Origin of the sequence: Pseudomonas sp. xss_4, assembly GCF_043104125.1 — a bacterium.
Taxonomy (GTDB): Bacteria; Pseudomonadota; Gammaproteobacteria; order Pseudomonadales; family Pseudomonadaceae; genus Aquipseudomonas; species Aquipseudomonas parafulva_B.
Window position 1 is genome coordinate 135,974 of the sequence record NZ_JBICKJ010000069.1, and the last position, 14,484, is coordinate 150,457.

General features: G+C 61.8%; 15 protein-coding genes. 5 read left to right on the forward strand and 10 right to left on the reverse strand.

Annotation, left to right across the window (positions count from 1 at the left end):
* Nucleotides 1-100: 100 nt before the first annotated feature.
* Nucleotides 101-1,300, forward strand: coding sequence for a sugar transporter (locus tag ACF8GB_RS14125; RefSeq protein ID WP_167340286.1), 1,200 nt, complete (start codon nt 101-103; stop codon nt 1,298-1,300).
* 27 nt (nt 1,301-1,327) lie between these two features.
* Here ACF8GB_RS14125 and ACF8GB_RS14130 read toward each other — a convergent pair whose 3' ends face one another.
* Genes ACF8GB_RS14130 through ACF8GB_RS14140 form a run of 3 tightly spaced genes read right to left on the reverse strand, consistent with a single transcriptional unit; the run spans nt 1,328 to nt 3,780 of the window.
* Nucleotides 1,328-1,912, reverse strand: coding sequence for a LysE family translocator (locus ACF8GB_RS14130; protein ID WP_058603872.1), 585 nt, complete (start codon nt 1,910-1,912; stop codon nt 1,328-1,330).
* A 50-nt stretch (nt 1,913-1,962) separates the two neighbouring features.
* Nucleotides 1,963-2,793, reverse strand: coding sequence for an AraC family transcriptional regulator (locus ACF8GB_RS14135; protein WP_392527195.1), 831 nt, complete (start codon nt 2,791-2,793; stop codon nt 1,963-1,965).
* 45 nt (nt 2,794-2,838) lie between these two features.
* The gene (locus ACF8GB_RS14140; RefSeq protein ID WP_196127607.1) at nt 2,839-3,780 is read right to left on the reverse strand and encodes a LysR family transcriptional regulator; all 942 of its coding nucleotides are present in this window, start codon (nt 3,778-3,780) and stop codon (nt 2,839-2,841) included.
* Nucleotides 3,781-3,882: 102 nt separating this feature from the next.
* On the opposite strand from ACF8GB_RS14140, the gene nfsB reads away from it, so the two are divergent.
* Nucleotides 3,883-4,536, forward strand: a complete 654-nt coding sequence (gene nfsB / locus ACF8GB_RS14145; RefSeq protein WP_058603875.1) for an oxygen-insensitive NAD(P)H nitroreductase — start codon at nt 3,883-3,885, stop codon at nt 4,534-4,536.
* Nucleotides 4,537-4,558: 22 nt separating this feature from the next.
* On the opposite strand, the gene ACF8GB_RS14150 is transcribed toward nfsB, so the two are convergent.
* Together ACF8GB_RS14150 and ACF8GB_RS14155 are read right to left on the reverse strand one after the other, a co-directional pair.
* Nucleotides 4,559-5,713, reverse strand: coding sequence for a cysteine desulfurase family protein (locus tag ACF8GB_RS14150; RefSeq protein ID WP_196185561.1), 1,155 nt, complete (start codon nt 5,711-5,713; stop codon nt 4,559-4,561).
* 173 nt (nt 5,714-5,886) lie between these two features.
* Complete coding sequence (locus ACF8GB_RS14155; RefSeq protein ID WP_058637333.1) at nt 5,887-6,813, reverse strand: LysR family transcriptional regulator; 927 nt, start codon at nt 6,811-6,813, stop codon at nt 5,887-5,889.
* Between the two features lie 140 nt (nt 6,814-6,953).
* On the opposite strand from ACF8GB_RS14155, the gene ACF8GB_RS14160 reads away from it, so the two are divergent.
* Nucleotides 6,954-8,183: an acyl-CoA dehydrogenase gene (locus ACF8GB_RS14160; RefSeq protein ID WP_392527198.1), complete on the forward strand. Its 1,230-nt coding sequence runs from the start codon at nt 6,954-6,956 to the stop codon at nt 8,181-8,183.
* A gap of 23 nt (nt 8,184-8,206) precedes the next feature.
* On the opposite strand, the gene ACF8GB_RS14165 is transcribed toward ACF8GB_RS14160, so the two are convergent.
* Nucleotides 8,207-9,004, reverse strand: coding sequence for an OBAP family protein (locus tag ACF8GB_RS14165; protein WP_392515240.1), 798 nt, complete (start codon nt 9,002-9,004; stop codon nt 8,207-8,209).
* Nucleotides 9,005-9,181: 177 nt separating this feature from the next.
* Between ACF8GB_RS14165 and ACF8GB_RS14170 the strand changes: the two genes are divergently transcribed.
* Together ACF8GB_RS14170 and ACF8GB_RS14175 are read left to right on the forward strand one after the other, a co-directional pair.
* Nucleotides 9,182-9,550 carry a histone-like nucleoid-structuring protein, MvaT/MvaU family gene (locus tag ACF8GB_RS14170; RefSeq protein ID WP_058603880.1) on the forward strand — a complete coding sequence of 123 codons (369 nt, stop codon included), beginning with the start codon at nt 9,182-9,184 and terminating at the stop codon, nt 9,548-9,550.
* The gene (locus ACF8GB_RS14175; RefSeq protein ID WP_078478760.1) at nt 9,550-9,882 is read left to right on the forward strand and encodes a hypothetical protein; all 333 of its coding nucleotides are present in this window, start codon (nt 9,550-9,552) and stop codon (nt 9,880-9,882) included. The genes ACF8GB_RS14170 and ACF8GB_RS14175 overlap by 1 nt, the downstream gene beginning before the upstream one ends.
* Here ACF8GB_RS14175 and ACF8GB_RS14180 read toward each other — a convergent pair.
* From ACF8GB_RS14180 to ACF8GB_RS14195, 4 genes are all read right to left on the reverse strand, one after another.
* Nucleotides 9,833-10,867: a TerC family protein gene (locus ACF8GB_RS14180; protein WP_392527200.1), complete on the reverse strand. Its 1,035-nt coding sequence runs from the start codon at nt 10,865-10,867 to the stop codon at nt 9,833-9,835. The genes ACF8GB_RS14175 and ACF8GB_RS14180 overlap by 50 nt on opposite strands.
* Nucleotides 10,868-11,065: 198 nt before the next feature.
* Nucleotides 11,066-12,373, reverse strand: coding sequence for a substrate-binding domain-containing protein (locus tag ACF8GB_RS14185; RefSeq protein WP_058637329.1), 1,308 nt, complete (start codon nt 12,371-12,373; stop codon nt 11,066-11,068).
* Between the two features lie 130 nt (nt 12,374-12,503).
* The gene (locus ACF8GB_RS14190) at nt 12,504-13,652 is read right to left on the reverse strand and encodes an ABC transporter ATP-binding protein (protein WP_078478758.1); all 1,149 of its coding nucleotides are present in this window, start codon (nt 13,650-13,652) and stop codon (nt 12,504-12,506) included.
* An 18-nt stretch (nt 13,653-13,670) separates the two neighbouring features.
* Complete coding sequence (locus ACF8GB_RS14195) at nt 13,671-14,480, reverse strand: ABC transporter permease (protein ID WP_023536057.1); 810 nt, start codon at nt 14,478-14,480, stop codon at nt 13,671-13,673.
* Between the last annotated feature and the right edge of the window lie 4 nt (nt 14,481-14,484).

The following is a 14,484-nucleotide window of genomic DNA, read 5'->3' on the forward strand; positions in this document are numbered from 1 at the left end:
CCTGCGTCCCCAATTTTAATAAGACACACGCTCATACCGCTCCTTGCCGGGGCCGGACGTGCGTGGTCTTGCCTTGCCTGTGGAGAACCGGTTTCACGCCATGAACGGACCCTTACCTGACCACTTGCCGCCCACAGTAGGCGGCGGCAGCTGGCTGAGCGTCATCGCCCTGGCGTTGGCTGCCTTCATCTTCAACACCACCGAGTTCGTGCCGGTGGCGCTGCTCAGCGACATTGGCCGCAGCTTCGACATGACCACCGCGCAAGTGGGGCTGATGCTGACCATTTATGCCTGGGTCGTGGCATTGGCGTCACTGCCGATGATGTTGATGACACGCAACATCGAGCGGCGGCGCCTGCTGTTGTTCGTGTTTCTGGTGTTCATCGTCAGCCATCTGCTGTCGTGGCTGTCGCAGAGTTTTGCGATGCTGCTGCTCAGCCGCATCGGCATAGCCTTGGCGCACGCCGTGTTCTGGGCCATTACTGCCTCGCTTGCGGTGCGCGTCGCGCCCCCTGGGCAGCAGGCCAAGGCGCTGGGCCTGTTGGCCACCGGCACGACGCTGGCGATGGTGCTTGGCATCCCCCTGGGGCGCGTGGTGGGCGAGGCACTGGGGTGGCGCGTCACCTTCCTGAGCATCGCTGGGGTGGCGCTGGCGACCATGCTGTGCCTGATGAAGTCGCTGCCGTTGTTGCCGAGCCAGAACTCGGGATCGTTGCGCAGCCTGCCGATACTGTTCAAGCGGCCTGCGCTGGTCATCACCTACCTGCTGGTGACGCTGGTGATCACGGCGCAGTTTACCGCCTACAGCTATATCGAGCCGTTCGCCCTGCATGTCGCGCAGATCAGCGGTGAGCGCACCACGTTGGTCTTGCTGTTGTTTGGCGGCGCAGGTGTGGTCGGCTCGTTCCTGTTCAGCCGCTACAGCGACCGTTTTCCCCAAGGTTTTCTGGTGGGCTCGATCGGCATGCTGGCAGTCTGCTTGCTGCTGCTCTTGCCATTGTCCGGCAGCTTCCATGCGTTCGCCGTGCTGAGCATGTGCTGGGGCGTGGCGATCTTGAGCTTCAGCCTGTCATTGCAGTCACGCACCTTGAAGCTGGCCTCCGACGCCACGGATGTGGCCATGGCGTTGTTTTCCGGCATCTACAACATCGGCATCGGCGGTGGTGCGTTGCTGGGCAGTATCGTCAGCAGCTACCTGGGCGTGGCCAATATCGGCCTGGTCGGGGGCAGCGTGGCAGTGGTTGGCTTGTTGCTGGCAGTGGGCAGTACCCGCCGCTTTCGCGATGCGCTGACCCATTGATTCTGTCTTTGCGAGCAACAAGGCTACTCAGCTCAATACCGCAGCCCACGCTGAGAGCAAGAGCAGGCCGCCCAGGGCCTGGTTGAACACGCGCAGGCGGCGTGGCGTTTGCAGCCAGGCCGCACTGCCTGCGCCCAGCACCGCCCACAGCGTCATGCACGGCAGTGCGATCACCAGGAACACCAGTGCCAGTTGCCACACCGCCAGGCCTGGCGCGGCAAACACGCCGATTACGGACACGGCCATCAGCCACACCTTGGGGTTGATCACCTGCAGCGTTGCCGCGTCCACTGCCGTGAACACCCGCGCCTGGGCTGGCGCGCCGGTAACGCCGGTGCTGCGCAGCAGTTGCCAGGCCAGCCAGCTCAACCACAACACTCCGGCCCACATCATCAGATGCTGGGCTTGTGGGTGGCGCGTCAACCATTGACCCAGCCCCATGCCAACCAGCAACACAGTGGCCGCAGCGGCCAGGCATGCCGCCAGGATGGGCACCAGCGTGCTGCGCAGCCCATGTCGGGCGCCTTGGGCAAGGATAAGCAGATTGGTCGGGCCTGGGCTGATGCTGGCAACCAGGGCAAATGCAACGAATGGCAGAAAAGAATGCGTCATGTGCTGGGGCTCCTTTGGTGTCAGCCCCAATGCTCGCCATTTGCATCGCCTCAGTCTGGAAGGATTGAGCAGCGCTTGCGGTAGTATGCCGGGGTGAGCTGATAGGCCCGCCGAAACCACCGGCCCAGGTGGCTCTGATCGGCAAAGCCCAAGGTGACAGCTACGTCTGCAGGGCTGGTCCCGCTGGCAAGCAAACGCCGGGCCCTGGCCAGGCGCAGCTGGATGAGGTACGCATGCGGGGCGAGCCCGAATGCTGCCTTGAAGGCTCTGGTCAAGCGGTAACGGTCGATGCCACAGGCAGTCGCCAGCTCTTGGAGGCCAACATCCCGTGCGAGGTTGTCATGCAGATAATCGCGGGCCCGTTGCGCCGTGAGCGGCAAGCGCGGGTCTGGATCGACTCGCTTGCGCCAGTGCAGGTGGCGTGTGAGGCAGGCGAGCAAGGCGTCGATGGCTGACTGCCTTACGATGAGCAGTTCGTGTGCATGCAGGGCATTGAAGGCAAACGCGGTGGCTTGGCCAAGCTGCAGGTCCTGGGTCAGCGTGTCGGCGAAACGGGGCAAGGCATCACGCGGCGCCTGTTCGAATAGCAGGCGCAACTGCTGCTCCAGCCAGTCCGGCTCCAGGTAGAGCGTGGAGTAGGTAAAACCTTCTTCAGTGGGCGCGAGCCCGTCGTGCAGGTCCCCAGGTTCAAGCATGAAGACTTGCCCCGGCACACTATGGTGCCTGACCCGCCGGCAATTGAATTGCTGGACCCCTTGCTCGGTGACGCCTACCAGAAAGCTCTCGTGCCAATGGGGGTCGTAGGCATGACCGACGAAATGGGCGCGGATCGACTCGATGCCGGTCTCGGCGTCCTGCTTGAGGTCGATCCAGTTACTCATGGGGGCTCGCTGTGTGCATGCTGATGCTTAGGCTGTACAAGAAGCCTAGCGCCCTCGGCTACAGGTGTCTGGAAGATTTGTGCAACTGCCGAGCCTGGCTGCCGGCTGCAGTGCATCGAACCGCTGGCGCAGCCACTGGTGCAGTTGCGTGACGGCGGGGGTGAGCTGCTTGCGGTGCGGGCATACCAGCGTGACAGGTGTCGGCTCGCCCGGCCATTGAGGCAGGACGATTTCCAGCCTGCCGCAGGCGAGGTCATCACTGACATCCAGCCACGACTTGTAGACGATTCCCTCGCCAAGTACCGCTAGGCGGCGAATCACATCGGCGTCATCACTGATCAGTGGCCCTTTCACGTGCACCGTGCGTTGGCCAAGTTGCCACTTGTCGTACACCCGACCGTGCTGCATGTACAACAAGCAGTCATGGGCATGCAGTGCCTCGGGCGTCTGCGGTCGGCCGTGGCGGGCCAGGTAATCGGGGGAGGCGACCAGGACGCGCTGGTTCCAGTCGGCCAGGGGGAGGGCGATGTAGTTGGCGTCCTGGTTCAGGCCGTAACGCACGGCAACGTCCACCGGATCACGGTTCAGGTCGGCAATCTGGTCGGACAGCATGAACCGCAGGTGCAAGGCCGGGTGCTCCCGGCGAAACGCGCTGAGCCAGGGCAGCAGCATGTTGCGGCCCAGGTCCGAGGGTGCTGAAACCTGTAAGGTGCCGCGCAGGGCGGTGGCATTGCCGTGCAAATCGTCATGCCCGCGGCGCAGGCTTTCCAGCACGTTCACGGCAGTCGGCAGGTAGCGCTCGCCCTCGGCAGTCAGGCGCAGGCTGCGGGTAGTGCGAACGAACAGACGTACGTCCAGATCACGCTCCAGCCGCTTGATGGCGGCCGCCACCTGGCCGGGCAACAGGTTCGCTTCGATGGCAGCTGCGGTGAAGCTGCCCAGCGCGCTGCTGCGCACGAACAGTTCGAGGTCGGCAAGACGCAACATTGTCACTCCAGAGGTGAAAGTGTTGCTCGATTGTGCCGGTTTTTATTTGTGGCAGGAAAGATACCATGGGCATTCCTTTTCTCTCGACGTCCGGAATTGCCCATGGATACCGTCTCGCTGGCCAAGCGCCGCTACACCACCAAAGCCTACGATGCATCGCGTCAAATTCCCCAAGCCACGGTCGATGCCTTGCTCGAGCAATTACGTCACAGTCCATCTTCGGTGAATTCCCAGCCCTGGCATTTCGTCGTTGCCCAGAGCGAAGCTGCCAAAGCCCGCCTGACCATGAGTACCGACACCGATTACGCCTACAATTCGCCCAAATTGCGCGATGCCTCCCATGTCATCGTTTTTTGCACGCGCACCGACATGACCCAGGCGCACCTGGAGGCCGTGCTCGCCCAGGAGGCACTCGACGGGCGTTTTCGCGATGAGCAGGCCAAGGCGGCGCAGGACAACAGCCGACGCCACTACGCCGACCTGCATCGTTACGAGCGCAAGGACCTGCAGCATTGGATGGAAAAGCAAACCTATCTTGCCCTGGGTACAGCCTTGCTGGGCGCCGCTGCCCTGGGCCTGGACGCTACCCCCATCGAAGGCTTCGATAGCAAGCGCCTGGATGCCGAGCTTGGCTTGCGCGAACAAGGCTTCACCAGCGTAGTGCTGCTGAGCCTGGGCTATCGCAGTGAAACCGACTTCAATGCCGGGCTAAGCAAATCGCGGCTCCCGGCATCCAAGGTATTCACCTTCCTGTGAAGGCATGCCCGGCTGGCGTGGTTCACCAGAGTGCAGCGTTGGCCGTGGTCAGTGCCGAGGCCAATACCGCAATGGCCTTGTCGACTTGCGCCTCGGTGGTGAACCTGCCAACGCTCAGGCGAATGCTGTTACGGGCACGGCGCTCGTCCAACCCCAGCGCCAGCAGGACGTGGGATGCCGCATTGTTCGCTGAATTGCAGGCCGAGGTGGTCGACAGCGCCAGTTGTGTGGCGAGCGCCGCGCTGTTGAACCTTGCCTGATCGATACACAGGTTCAGGGTGTGCGGCACGCGCTGGGTAGCGCAGCCGTTGAGCGTGATGCCGGGCAGGGCCAATAGGCCCTCGCGCAGGCGCTTGGCCAGCTGCGCCAAGCGCTGGTACTCGCCATCGCCTGGTTGGCCGGCCAGGGCAAACGCGCTGCCCATGCCCGCGATCTGATGCGTGGCCAGGGTACCGGAGCGCAAGCCTTGCTCATGACCCCCCCCATGCAGTTGGGCACGCATGCCGGCGCGCGCGCGCGGGCCAACGAACAGCGCACCGATGCCTTTGGGGCCATACACCTTGTGGGCGGAAAAGGACATCAGGTCAACGGGCAGGCTAGCCAGGTCGATGGCCAGCTTGCCTACCGCCTGAGCTGCGTCCACGTGGAACACGGCGCCGTGCGCCCGCACCCGCTCGCCGATGGCAGCGATGTCGGTGACTGTGCCCAATTCATTGTTCACCGCCATCAGCGACACCAGGCGCGTATCGGCACGCAGCGCGTCCTGAACCATGGCCGGATGGATCAGGCCTGATGGATCAGGTTGCAGTCGGGTCACCGCCCAGCCTTGGCGCTCCAGTTCGGCTGCGGTGTCCAGAACGGCTTTGTGCTCTAGCTGACTGGTAAGCAAATGCCCAGGCTGGCCCAGTCCCTGCGCGACGCCTTTGAGCGCCAGGTTGTTGGACTCGGTAGCCCCGGATGTCCATACCAGTGACGCCGGCGGCGCCCCCACGCGTTCGGCCACCTGCTCACGGGCCAGTTCGACTGCATCGCGCGCTGCCCTGCCATAGATATGCCCGCTCGAGGCCGGATTACCAAAATGGGCATGCCGACCGAGGCATCCAAGCATGGCCTGGATCACTCGATCGTCGACCGGGGTAGTGGCAGCGTAATCGAAGTAGAGAGGGGCGTCAGACATAAGCAGGTCCATTGGCAAGAGAGCGAGGGTGCCTGAACAAGATTAACTACGTCACGAAGAGACTTTTGCTCTAAATCATTGCGTTTTAAGACCATTTTGCAAAAGCATTCTCCGGATCGGGCATAACGAAAAAAATATTCTCACCCTTATCTCGACACTCAGACGGTCTTTTCTCATTGACCATTGAGAGTCCGTTCCTCTTCGCTGACTACCCGCTCGCACAACTCGGTAATCTGCTCGCGCATCCAGCGGTTCGCTGGGTCCTGGTCAGTGCTTTCATGCCAGTACAGGTGCGTCTCCAACGCCGGCACCTCCACAGGCAGGGGCTTGTAGCACAACTGATGACGGCGGGCGAAACGCTCTGGCACGGTCATCACCATGTCGGTTTGCTGCAGTACTTGCGAGGCCATCAGGTAATGCTGTGAGCGCAGGGCCACCTTGCGCTGCACGCCCATCTTTCCCAGCGCAAGGTCCACATAACCCAGCCCGTTGCGGCGGCTGGAAATGTGGATGTGGGTCATGCCAAGGTACCCATCCAGGCTCAATGCCCTGTCGGCCAGCGGGTGACCTTGGCGCAGGGCGCAGACGTAGCGGTCCTGCATCAACTTGATGTGCCGCACTTGAGGGTCGGTGTTGAGGGGGGCGTCGATGGCGAAGTCCAGTCGCCCTGCGGCAAGCTCCTTGGTGGTTTCCCGGCGCTTGCACAGGAAACTCTCGATCAGCACCCCAGGCGCCAGGCGACGCAGGCGTTGGAACAGCGGCGGCAGGATCACAGCCTCGGTCAGGTCGGTCATGCTGATGCGAAACGTCTTGCTCGCTTGCAGGGGGTTGAACGTCCGGCTTTCCTGCACCGAGGTGCGTAGCAATGCCAGCGCGCTGCGGACCGAGCCGATGATGTTCTGCGCCATGGGTGTTGGCACCATGCCCTGGGCGGTCCGTACGAACAGCGGGTCGTTGAAGGTTTCACGCAGCCTGGACAATGCATTGGACACGGCAGGCTGGGTGATGCCGACGATCTGCCCGGCACGGGTGAGGTTGGCTTCGGTGTAGATCGCATCGAAGACGATGAACAGGTTGAGATCGACCTTGCTGAGATTCATGAGCGCCGCTCGTTCTTGGAATTATCGGCCGATCATATATCGGTTATGAATGTTAATACACGCCGAAAATAGACTAGGTGGATGACCAGCGCCTGCCCTAGGCTTGTCCTAATGTCATTCGACCCTGAAGGAACCCGCCAATGGATTTCGCCTATTCGCCCAAGGTGCAAGCGCTGCGCGAGCGCGTGACTGCCTTCATGGATGCCTACGTCTATCCAGCCGAGTCCGTATTCGAACGCCAAGTTGCCGAAGGCGATCGTTGGCAGCCTACCGCCATCATGGAATCGCTGAAAATCAAGGCACGCGAGGAGGGCTTGTGGAACCTCTTTCTGCCTGAATCCGAATACGGCGCAGGGCTGACCAACCTGGAGTACGCCCCACTGGCCGAAATCATGGGCCGTTCATTGTTGGGCCCAGAGCCGTTCAACTGCTCGGCACCGGACACAGGAAACATGGAAGTGCTGGTGCGCTACGGTACGGCCGCGCAGAAGCAGCAGTGGCTGGAGCCTTTGTTGCGGGGCGAAATCCGCTCGGCATTCGCCATGACCGAGCCCGATGTGGCGTCTTCGGATGCCACCAACATGGCGGCTACAGCAGTGCGCGAAGGGGACCAATGGGTCATCAACGGCCGCAAGTGGTGGACCTCCGGCGCATGTGACCCGCGGTGCAAGGTTCTGATCTTCATGGGCCTGTCCAACCCGAACGGCCCGCGGCACCAACAACACTCGATGGTTCTGGTGCCGATGGATACACCCGGTGTGAGGGTGCTCAGACCTCTGCCGGTATTTGGCTACGACGACGCGCCCCATGGCCATGCCGAGGTGGTGTTCGAAAATGTGCGGGTGCCGTGGGAGAACGTGCTGCTTGGAGAGGGCAGGGGGTTCGAGATCGCCCAAGGCCGATTGGGGCCTGGACGCATCCACCATTGCATGCGGTCCATCGGCATGGCCGAACGGGCTCTGGAGCTGATGTGCAAGCGCGCGGTTGCCCGGACTGCGTTCGGGCAGCCACTGGCGCGGCTGGGCGGGAACGTCGACAAGATTGCCGATTCGCGCATGGACATCGACATGGCACGCCTGCTCACGCTCAAAGCGGCCTATATGATGGACACCGTGGGCAACAAGGTGGCCCGCAGCGAGATCGCGCAGATCAAGGTGGTAGCACCGAATGTTGCGCTGCGCGTGATTGATCGGGCGATTCAGTTGCACGGTGGTGCGGGGGTGAGCGCTGATTTTCCGTTGGCCTACATGTACGCCATGCAGCGCACCCTGCGCCTGGCCGACGGGCCCGATGAAGTGCACCGGGCAGCGATCGGCAAGTACGAAATCGGCAGGTATCTGCCTGCGTCAGGCTCAGCGGCCCAACGCTGATTGCTGGGTTCATGCCGCCAGGCTCAATGGGCCGAGCGGCTGTTGGTATCGGCAGGCGTAGTGGTGGCAGGTTTGTGCAAATGCGCGCCAGTCGGGTCATCCAACTGAATGATGACGCCTTTCTGCCAACTGTCGGCGTCAGTGTCGGGCGTAGGAATGTCAATATCAGCGCGCTGCTTGCGCGTCTGGGCGGTATCGATGCTCAGGCGACGGTTGCGCTGCTCGACCATCGCCGGGTCTGCCTGACCGTCCGCAGTGAAGCCCATCATCAGTTGCGGCACGCCCATCGGCAGTGACTTGTCCTGGTCGGTATGCCAGGTATGCCACGTCTTGCCGTAGGTGGTGGCCAGGCGTTTCATCAAGGCATGTTCGGCAGGCGCAGGGATACCGGGCGCCACCAACTGGCCAGAGGACACTTCAAACCCGTGGCTGTGCCACAGCGCTTTTTCCTTGGCGGGTAACCGGGCGAACAACTTCTGATCGATGATGTACTCCACGCCCATGATTTTGGCCGTGGCCGTGCTGCCATCGTAGATCACGCACTGAATGACGTCTTCGTTGAGGATCGCACAGTAATGATGCGCTTCCATTTGAATATCCGGATGGCCGTTATAGAAGTGAAAACCATCCAGGTAGGCATTCAGTGCGTCAATAGGTGGTTTGGCCTGTAACAGCGCCGCGCCTTTTTCAAGCCATTGCGTGCCGGGCTTTATTGGGGCGCCGGGTGTTTGCACAGGCGATGCGGTTTTGGCCCCTGAGCAACCCGCGAGCAGGGCGCTGGCCAAACATAGGCCAAGAAGGCCAAGGGAAGGGTTGGGCATGATTGAGTCTCCGCAGGGTGTGCGCAACAGACCGCTTGCCGGGCACTAACATTTTCTTTGACGGACAGACGGTAATGCTGTCTAGTTAGTCAAGCCGGTTGAACCAAGCCTATGTTCGACTGCACTAACAAGTTACTGAAGTTTCATTGCCCGTCGTACTGAAAAGGAAACGTCCCCATGTCTCGTCTTGCAGAGTTTCGTCAACTGGAACAGAAATTGGCTGCCCAACTTGCAGAGCTGGAAGCCATGAAAGGTAGCCCTGAGCTGCAAAAAGAAATTGAATTTGAAACCAAACTGCGAAATCTGCTGGCCAAGTACGAATACAGTTTGCGCGATATCGTCAACCTGCTCGACCCGAAAAACGGTCAACGGCCCGCTGCGCCTGCCGCGGCCCAGAAAGCGCCACGCCGTGCTCGGCAGGTCAAGCAGTACAAGAACCCACACACCGGTGAAGTCATTGAGACCAAAGGTGGCAATCACACCAAGCTCAAGGCATGGAAGGCCGAACACGGCGCTGATGAAGTGGAAAACTGGCTGGCCAAGTAATGCCCACCCAACGTTATCCCACTACCCCGGACGGCCGCTATTTCGTTGTCCGGGGGCGCTTGTGGCGCTGCACCGATCCCTCCCTGTCCGACGCTCTGCGTCAGCACTGGGTGCATGCCCTGATGGACGCGCGCAGAGCGGTAAAGGACGCAAAGGCCAACGACGAACCCGATCAGCTTGCTCGCGCCCGTGCCCAGGTTCAGGCGGCAAAGGTCGCGCTGGGGGAGCGTGGCCCCGTCTGGTGGGGCGACGGGAGCCCGGACTTCAACCGGCGCATGGCGGTCAATACTCCTTATGCCGAGTGGTTTCAATCGCTTGATCCGGCTCAGTAACCGGGGCCTTGGCTTGACCGCGGGTTTTTATCAGCGACACCAGCACACCGCCCAGCAACAGCCCGAACGTGACGCCCAGCGACAATAGGGCGGGCACCTTGCCCACCATGCCGTGGTAGAAGATCTTGCAGCCGATGAAGATCAGCACGAGCGCCAGCGCATACTTCAAGTACACGAAACGGTGCATCAGTGCCGACAAGGCAAAGTACAGTGAACGCAGGCCCAAGATGGCAAAGATATTGGATGTGTAGACGATGAAAGGGTCCTGGGTGATGGCGAATATCGCCGGGACGCTGTCCACGGCAAATACGAGGTCAGCCAGTTCAATCAAAACAAGCGCAAGAAACAGCGGCGTAGCGTGGCGCACGGCATTGCTTTCCCCACGGGGCGTAACGTGCACGAAAAACTTCGGGCCGTGGATTTGATCGGTTACCCGCATGTGCCGCCTTACAAACTTCAGAATCGGATTGTTGGCCAGGTCCGGCTGACTGTCTTCCCTGGATAGCGCCATTTTCACGCCGGTAAAAAGCAGGAAGGCGCCGAAGAGATAAAGTACCCAGGCAAAGTTCTGCACCAAGGCCGCGCCGACGCCAATCATGATCGCGCGCAACACCACCACGCCGAGAATCCCCCAGAACAACACGCGGTGCTGATAGCGTCGGGGAACGGCGAAATAGCTGAAGATCATCGCCATCACGAAGACGTTATCCATCGACAACGACTGCTCGACGAGAAACCCCGTATAGAACTCCAGTGCCGGTTGCGCGCCCAGGTAGTACCAAACACCGACGCCGAACAGCACGCCGACGCCGAAGTAGCCTGAATACAGCAGCAGGCTTTCGCGCATTTCGATTTCGCGGTCATGGCGATGCAGCACGCCCAGGTCGAGCACCAGCAAGCCGACGACGATGGCGACAAAAACCAGCCACAGCCAAGCGCTGGTGCCGAGAAAAGGTGTTGTGAGAAAGGTGTGCAGAGCTGTCATGAGCCCCTCCTGATCGGTCGACGTTGCGTGGCAACAGTGATCCGACATGGCGGCTGGCAACCGTCAGAGGGGCCCGGTATCACTTAGGCTTGAGCGTAGATCCGTTTGCGGGGCACGCCGAATGAGCAGCTGTTACATTTTTTTGCGAAGGGCTTGGGATGCGCTGACTCCTCCAGTCTTGATGCCGTGCGGCAAGCCTCAATAGACCCAGACCTCGACGCGACGGTTGCGCAAGCGGCCCTGCTCCATCTCGTTACCCGCCACCGGCATCTGGTCACCTAACCCCGCCACTTCCAGCACCTCGATACCCCCGCGCGCCAGTGCCTGGCGTACCGCCTCGCCGCGCAGGCGCGAGAGCAGGGCAGCGCGCCCCGGTGTGTCCTTGGGGTCGCCGAAGCCCACCAGTACGGCCTTGCGGTGCGGCTTGCCGGCCTGGTTCAGGTACTCGATGACCCGCTGCACATCCTGGGTAGCCTTGCTGTCCAGGGCGGCACTGCCCGGTTGAAAGCGCAAGTTCACGCTCAACCGCTGAGCGTGCTCTGCCAGCGCCCGATACTGGGCAGGCATGTTCGCAACAGGCGCCACGCGCTGGGCCACGATCTGCTGTGACACAAAGCCTTGCTCGGCCACGATAGCCTGACCGGCGGGGCTCTGGATGAAGTCGATCAATGCAGCGGCCTGAGGGCTTGGGGGAGTGGGCAGATACAGGAACAGGCGGCGTGACAGCGGATAGACCTCACTGGCCACCAAGGCGCGTTCGGGCAGCAGCGCCGCAGCGGTGCCATCGGCCACTGCCAGTACCTTGGTCCCGTGGAGGGTCGAAAGCCCGGTAAACCCGATGGCCTGGCGATCGACTGCTACTTGGGCGGCCAGACGATCGCCGGCTTCAAAACGCCTGGCTGTCGGCGCCAGGTTGACCTGCTTAGGCGCCAGGACCCGTGACCTGAACGTTTCGAACGTCCCGGAGCGCTCGTCCCTGGCGTACAGGTGGATGTCGCCACCGGCCACCCCGAGTTGCTCCCAGCGCCGTACCTGCCCGCTGAAAACCTGCGCAATTTGATCCAGGGACAACTCAGACAAGGGGTTGGCGGGATTGACGAGGATGGCGACACCGTCCAGCCCGATGACATGTTCAGCTGCAGGGGAGCGCAAGTCGCCAAATGCCTGCAACTGCCGTGCTTCGCTGTCACTTATCGGGCGAGAGGCGGCGATCAGGTCAGCCTCGCCCCGAGCCAAGGCATCAAAGCCCGTGCTTGAGCCATGCGCCGCGATATCGACCTGAATGTCTACACCGTCAGCGCGGGTCGCCGCGATCACTGACTCGTTGTCCGCCTTACCGCTGTGGACTTGCACCTGGGTAGCGTGCTCGGCGCGCAGCTGCGCCCGTACCAACGCCGGTAGCAGGGCACTCCCCAGGGTGTTGGAGCCTTGGATGCGCAGGTGCACGGGCTCGGCCCAGGCCATCATCGGCAGCACGGTCAACAGGAAGACGAGCAGGCGGGCCATGGTGATTGGGCCTTCACGGTGGGAATGGCCGCAGCGTAAGGCAGTGGCGTGATGGTGTGATGACAAGGCGGCAACGTCGCCAGGCGGCCGTGCGCAGGCACTTGCGCACGGACGATCAGCGGCGCCTGGATCAGTGAGCGCCGGCCGATTTGCTCAGGTCACTTTCTGCCCACTGGGTATAGATACACGCATCGGCCACCGCCCAGCGTACCTTGACGGTGTCGCCCGGCTGCATCGGCATGCCTGCCGCCGACAAAGCCTTGACCGTCAACGAGGTACCGCCTGCGGTGACCACATGACAGGTTTGGCTTTCACCGAGGAACAACACCTCGCCGACCTTGGCGCTGACTTCGTTCCAGCCGGCAGGCAACGGTTGCTCGGCAGCTTGCTGGGCAGTCAGGGCAAGGGCTTTCTCAGGCCGCACCATGATCAGGGCATCCTGATCTTGGCCCAGGCCTGGGGTCAGGCGAATGGCGACGCTTTGGCCTTCGAAGCTGCCTGCGCCATTGCTGTTGGCCTTGATGCGCAGGAAGTTGGAGTTGCCCAGGAACGAGGCCACAAACGCGTTGGGCGGGTTCTGGTAAAGGTCGTAGCCACTGCCAAGGCCCACGATTTTGCCATGGCTGAAGATCGCGATGCGCTGGGACAGGCGCATGGCCTCTTCCTGATCATGGGTGACGTAGACGATGGTAATGCCAAGACGCCGGTGCAACTGGCGCAGTTCATCCTGCAGGTCTTCACGCAGCTTCTTGTCCAAGGCACCCAGCGGCTCGTCCATCAGCAGGATACGCGGCTCGTAGACCAGCGCCCTGGCAATGGCCACGCGTTGCTGTTGTCCGCCGGACATCTGCGAGGGCTTGCGGTGAGCGAAAGGCTCCAGTTGCACCAGCTTGAGCATGGCATCGACACGCTTGCGTGTTTCAACCGTACCCAGCTTGCGAATGGCCAGGGGGAAGCCAATGTTGTCGCGCACGTTCAGGTGCGGAAACAGCGAATAGCGCTGAAACACCATGCCGATGTCGCGCTTGTGCGGCGGCACGTTGACCAGCGACTGGCCCTCAACGAGTATCTGGCCGCTGCTGGGAGTCTCGAAGCCAGCCAGCATCGACAAGGTGGTGGACTTGCCGGAGCCGCTGGAACCCAGGAAGGTCAGAAATTCGCCTTCCTGAATATCCAGGTCCAGGTTGTCCACGGCGGTGAAGTCGCCGTAATGCTTGTTCAGGCCGCGCAGGCTGACCAGGGCCTTGCCACGCGCGTTGTCTTGGATCACTGCACTCATGGGTTAATCTCCGCGCGCTCAGGCGTTGGTTTCGGCACGCCGGCGCAGGGCGGCGGCAAGGAACATCACAAGCAGCGACAGACCGATCAGCAAGGTCGATGCCACGGCGATCACCGGGCTGAGGTCCTGGCGCAGGGTGGTCCACATTTTTACCGGCAGTGTCTGCAGGTCGGGGCTGGCCATCATCACGCTCAGCACCACTTCATCCCAGGACACCAGAAACGCGAACAACCCGCCGGCGATCATCCCAGGCCGGATGGCCGGGAAGGTCACCTTGAAGATGGCCTGCAGGCGCGAGGCACCGCAGATGACGGCGGCGTCCTCGATCGACTGGTCGAACAGCTTCAGGGAATTGATGATGGAGATGATGGTGAAGGGCAGGGCGACGATCACGTGGCTCACCACGAAGGCGAACAAGGTCCCGGTGTAGCCCAGCTTGAGGAACAGGGCGTACACCGCTACGGCGATGATCACCAGGGGCACGATCATCGGCATGGTGAACAGGCCGTACAGCAGCTCGCGCCCCGGGAAGCGCCCGCGCACCAGGGCGAAGGCCGTGGGCAGGCCCAGCAGCACTGCCGCAACGGTGGTGAGCACGGCGACTTTGAGGCTGGCCAGGGCTGCGTCCATCCACTCAGGGTTGGAAAAGAACTGCCCGTACCATTTGAACGTCCAGCCGGGCGGTGGAAACACCAGCCATTGGGACGAACCGAACGACAGCAGCACGATGAAGACCACCGGCAGCAAGAGGAAGGCGGCAATTACACCGGTGGTCAGGTACAGGCCGGTGCGAAGCGGCCGGCCCATGGCATTGGGAGACAAGAGCATGTGG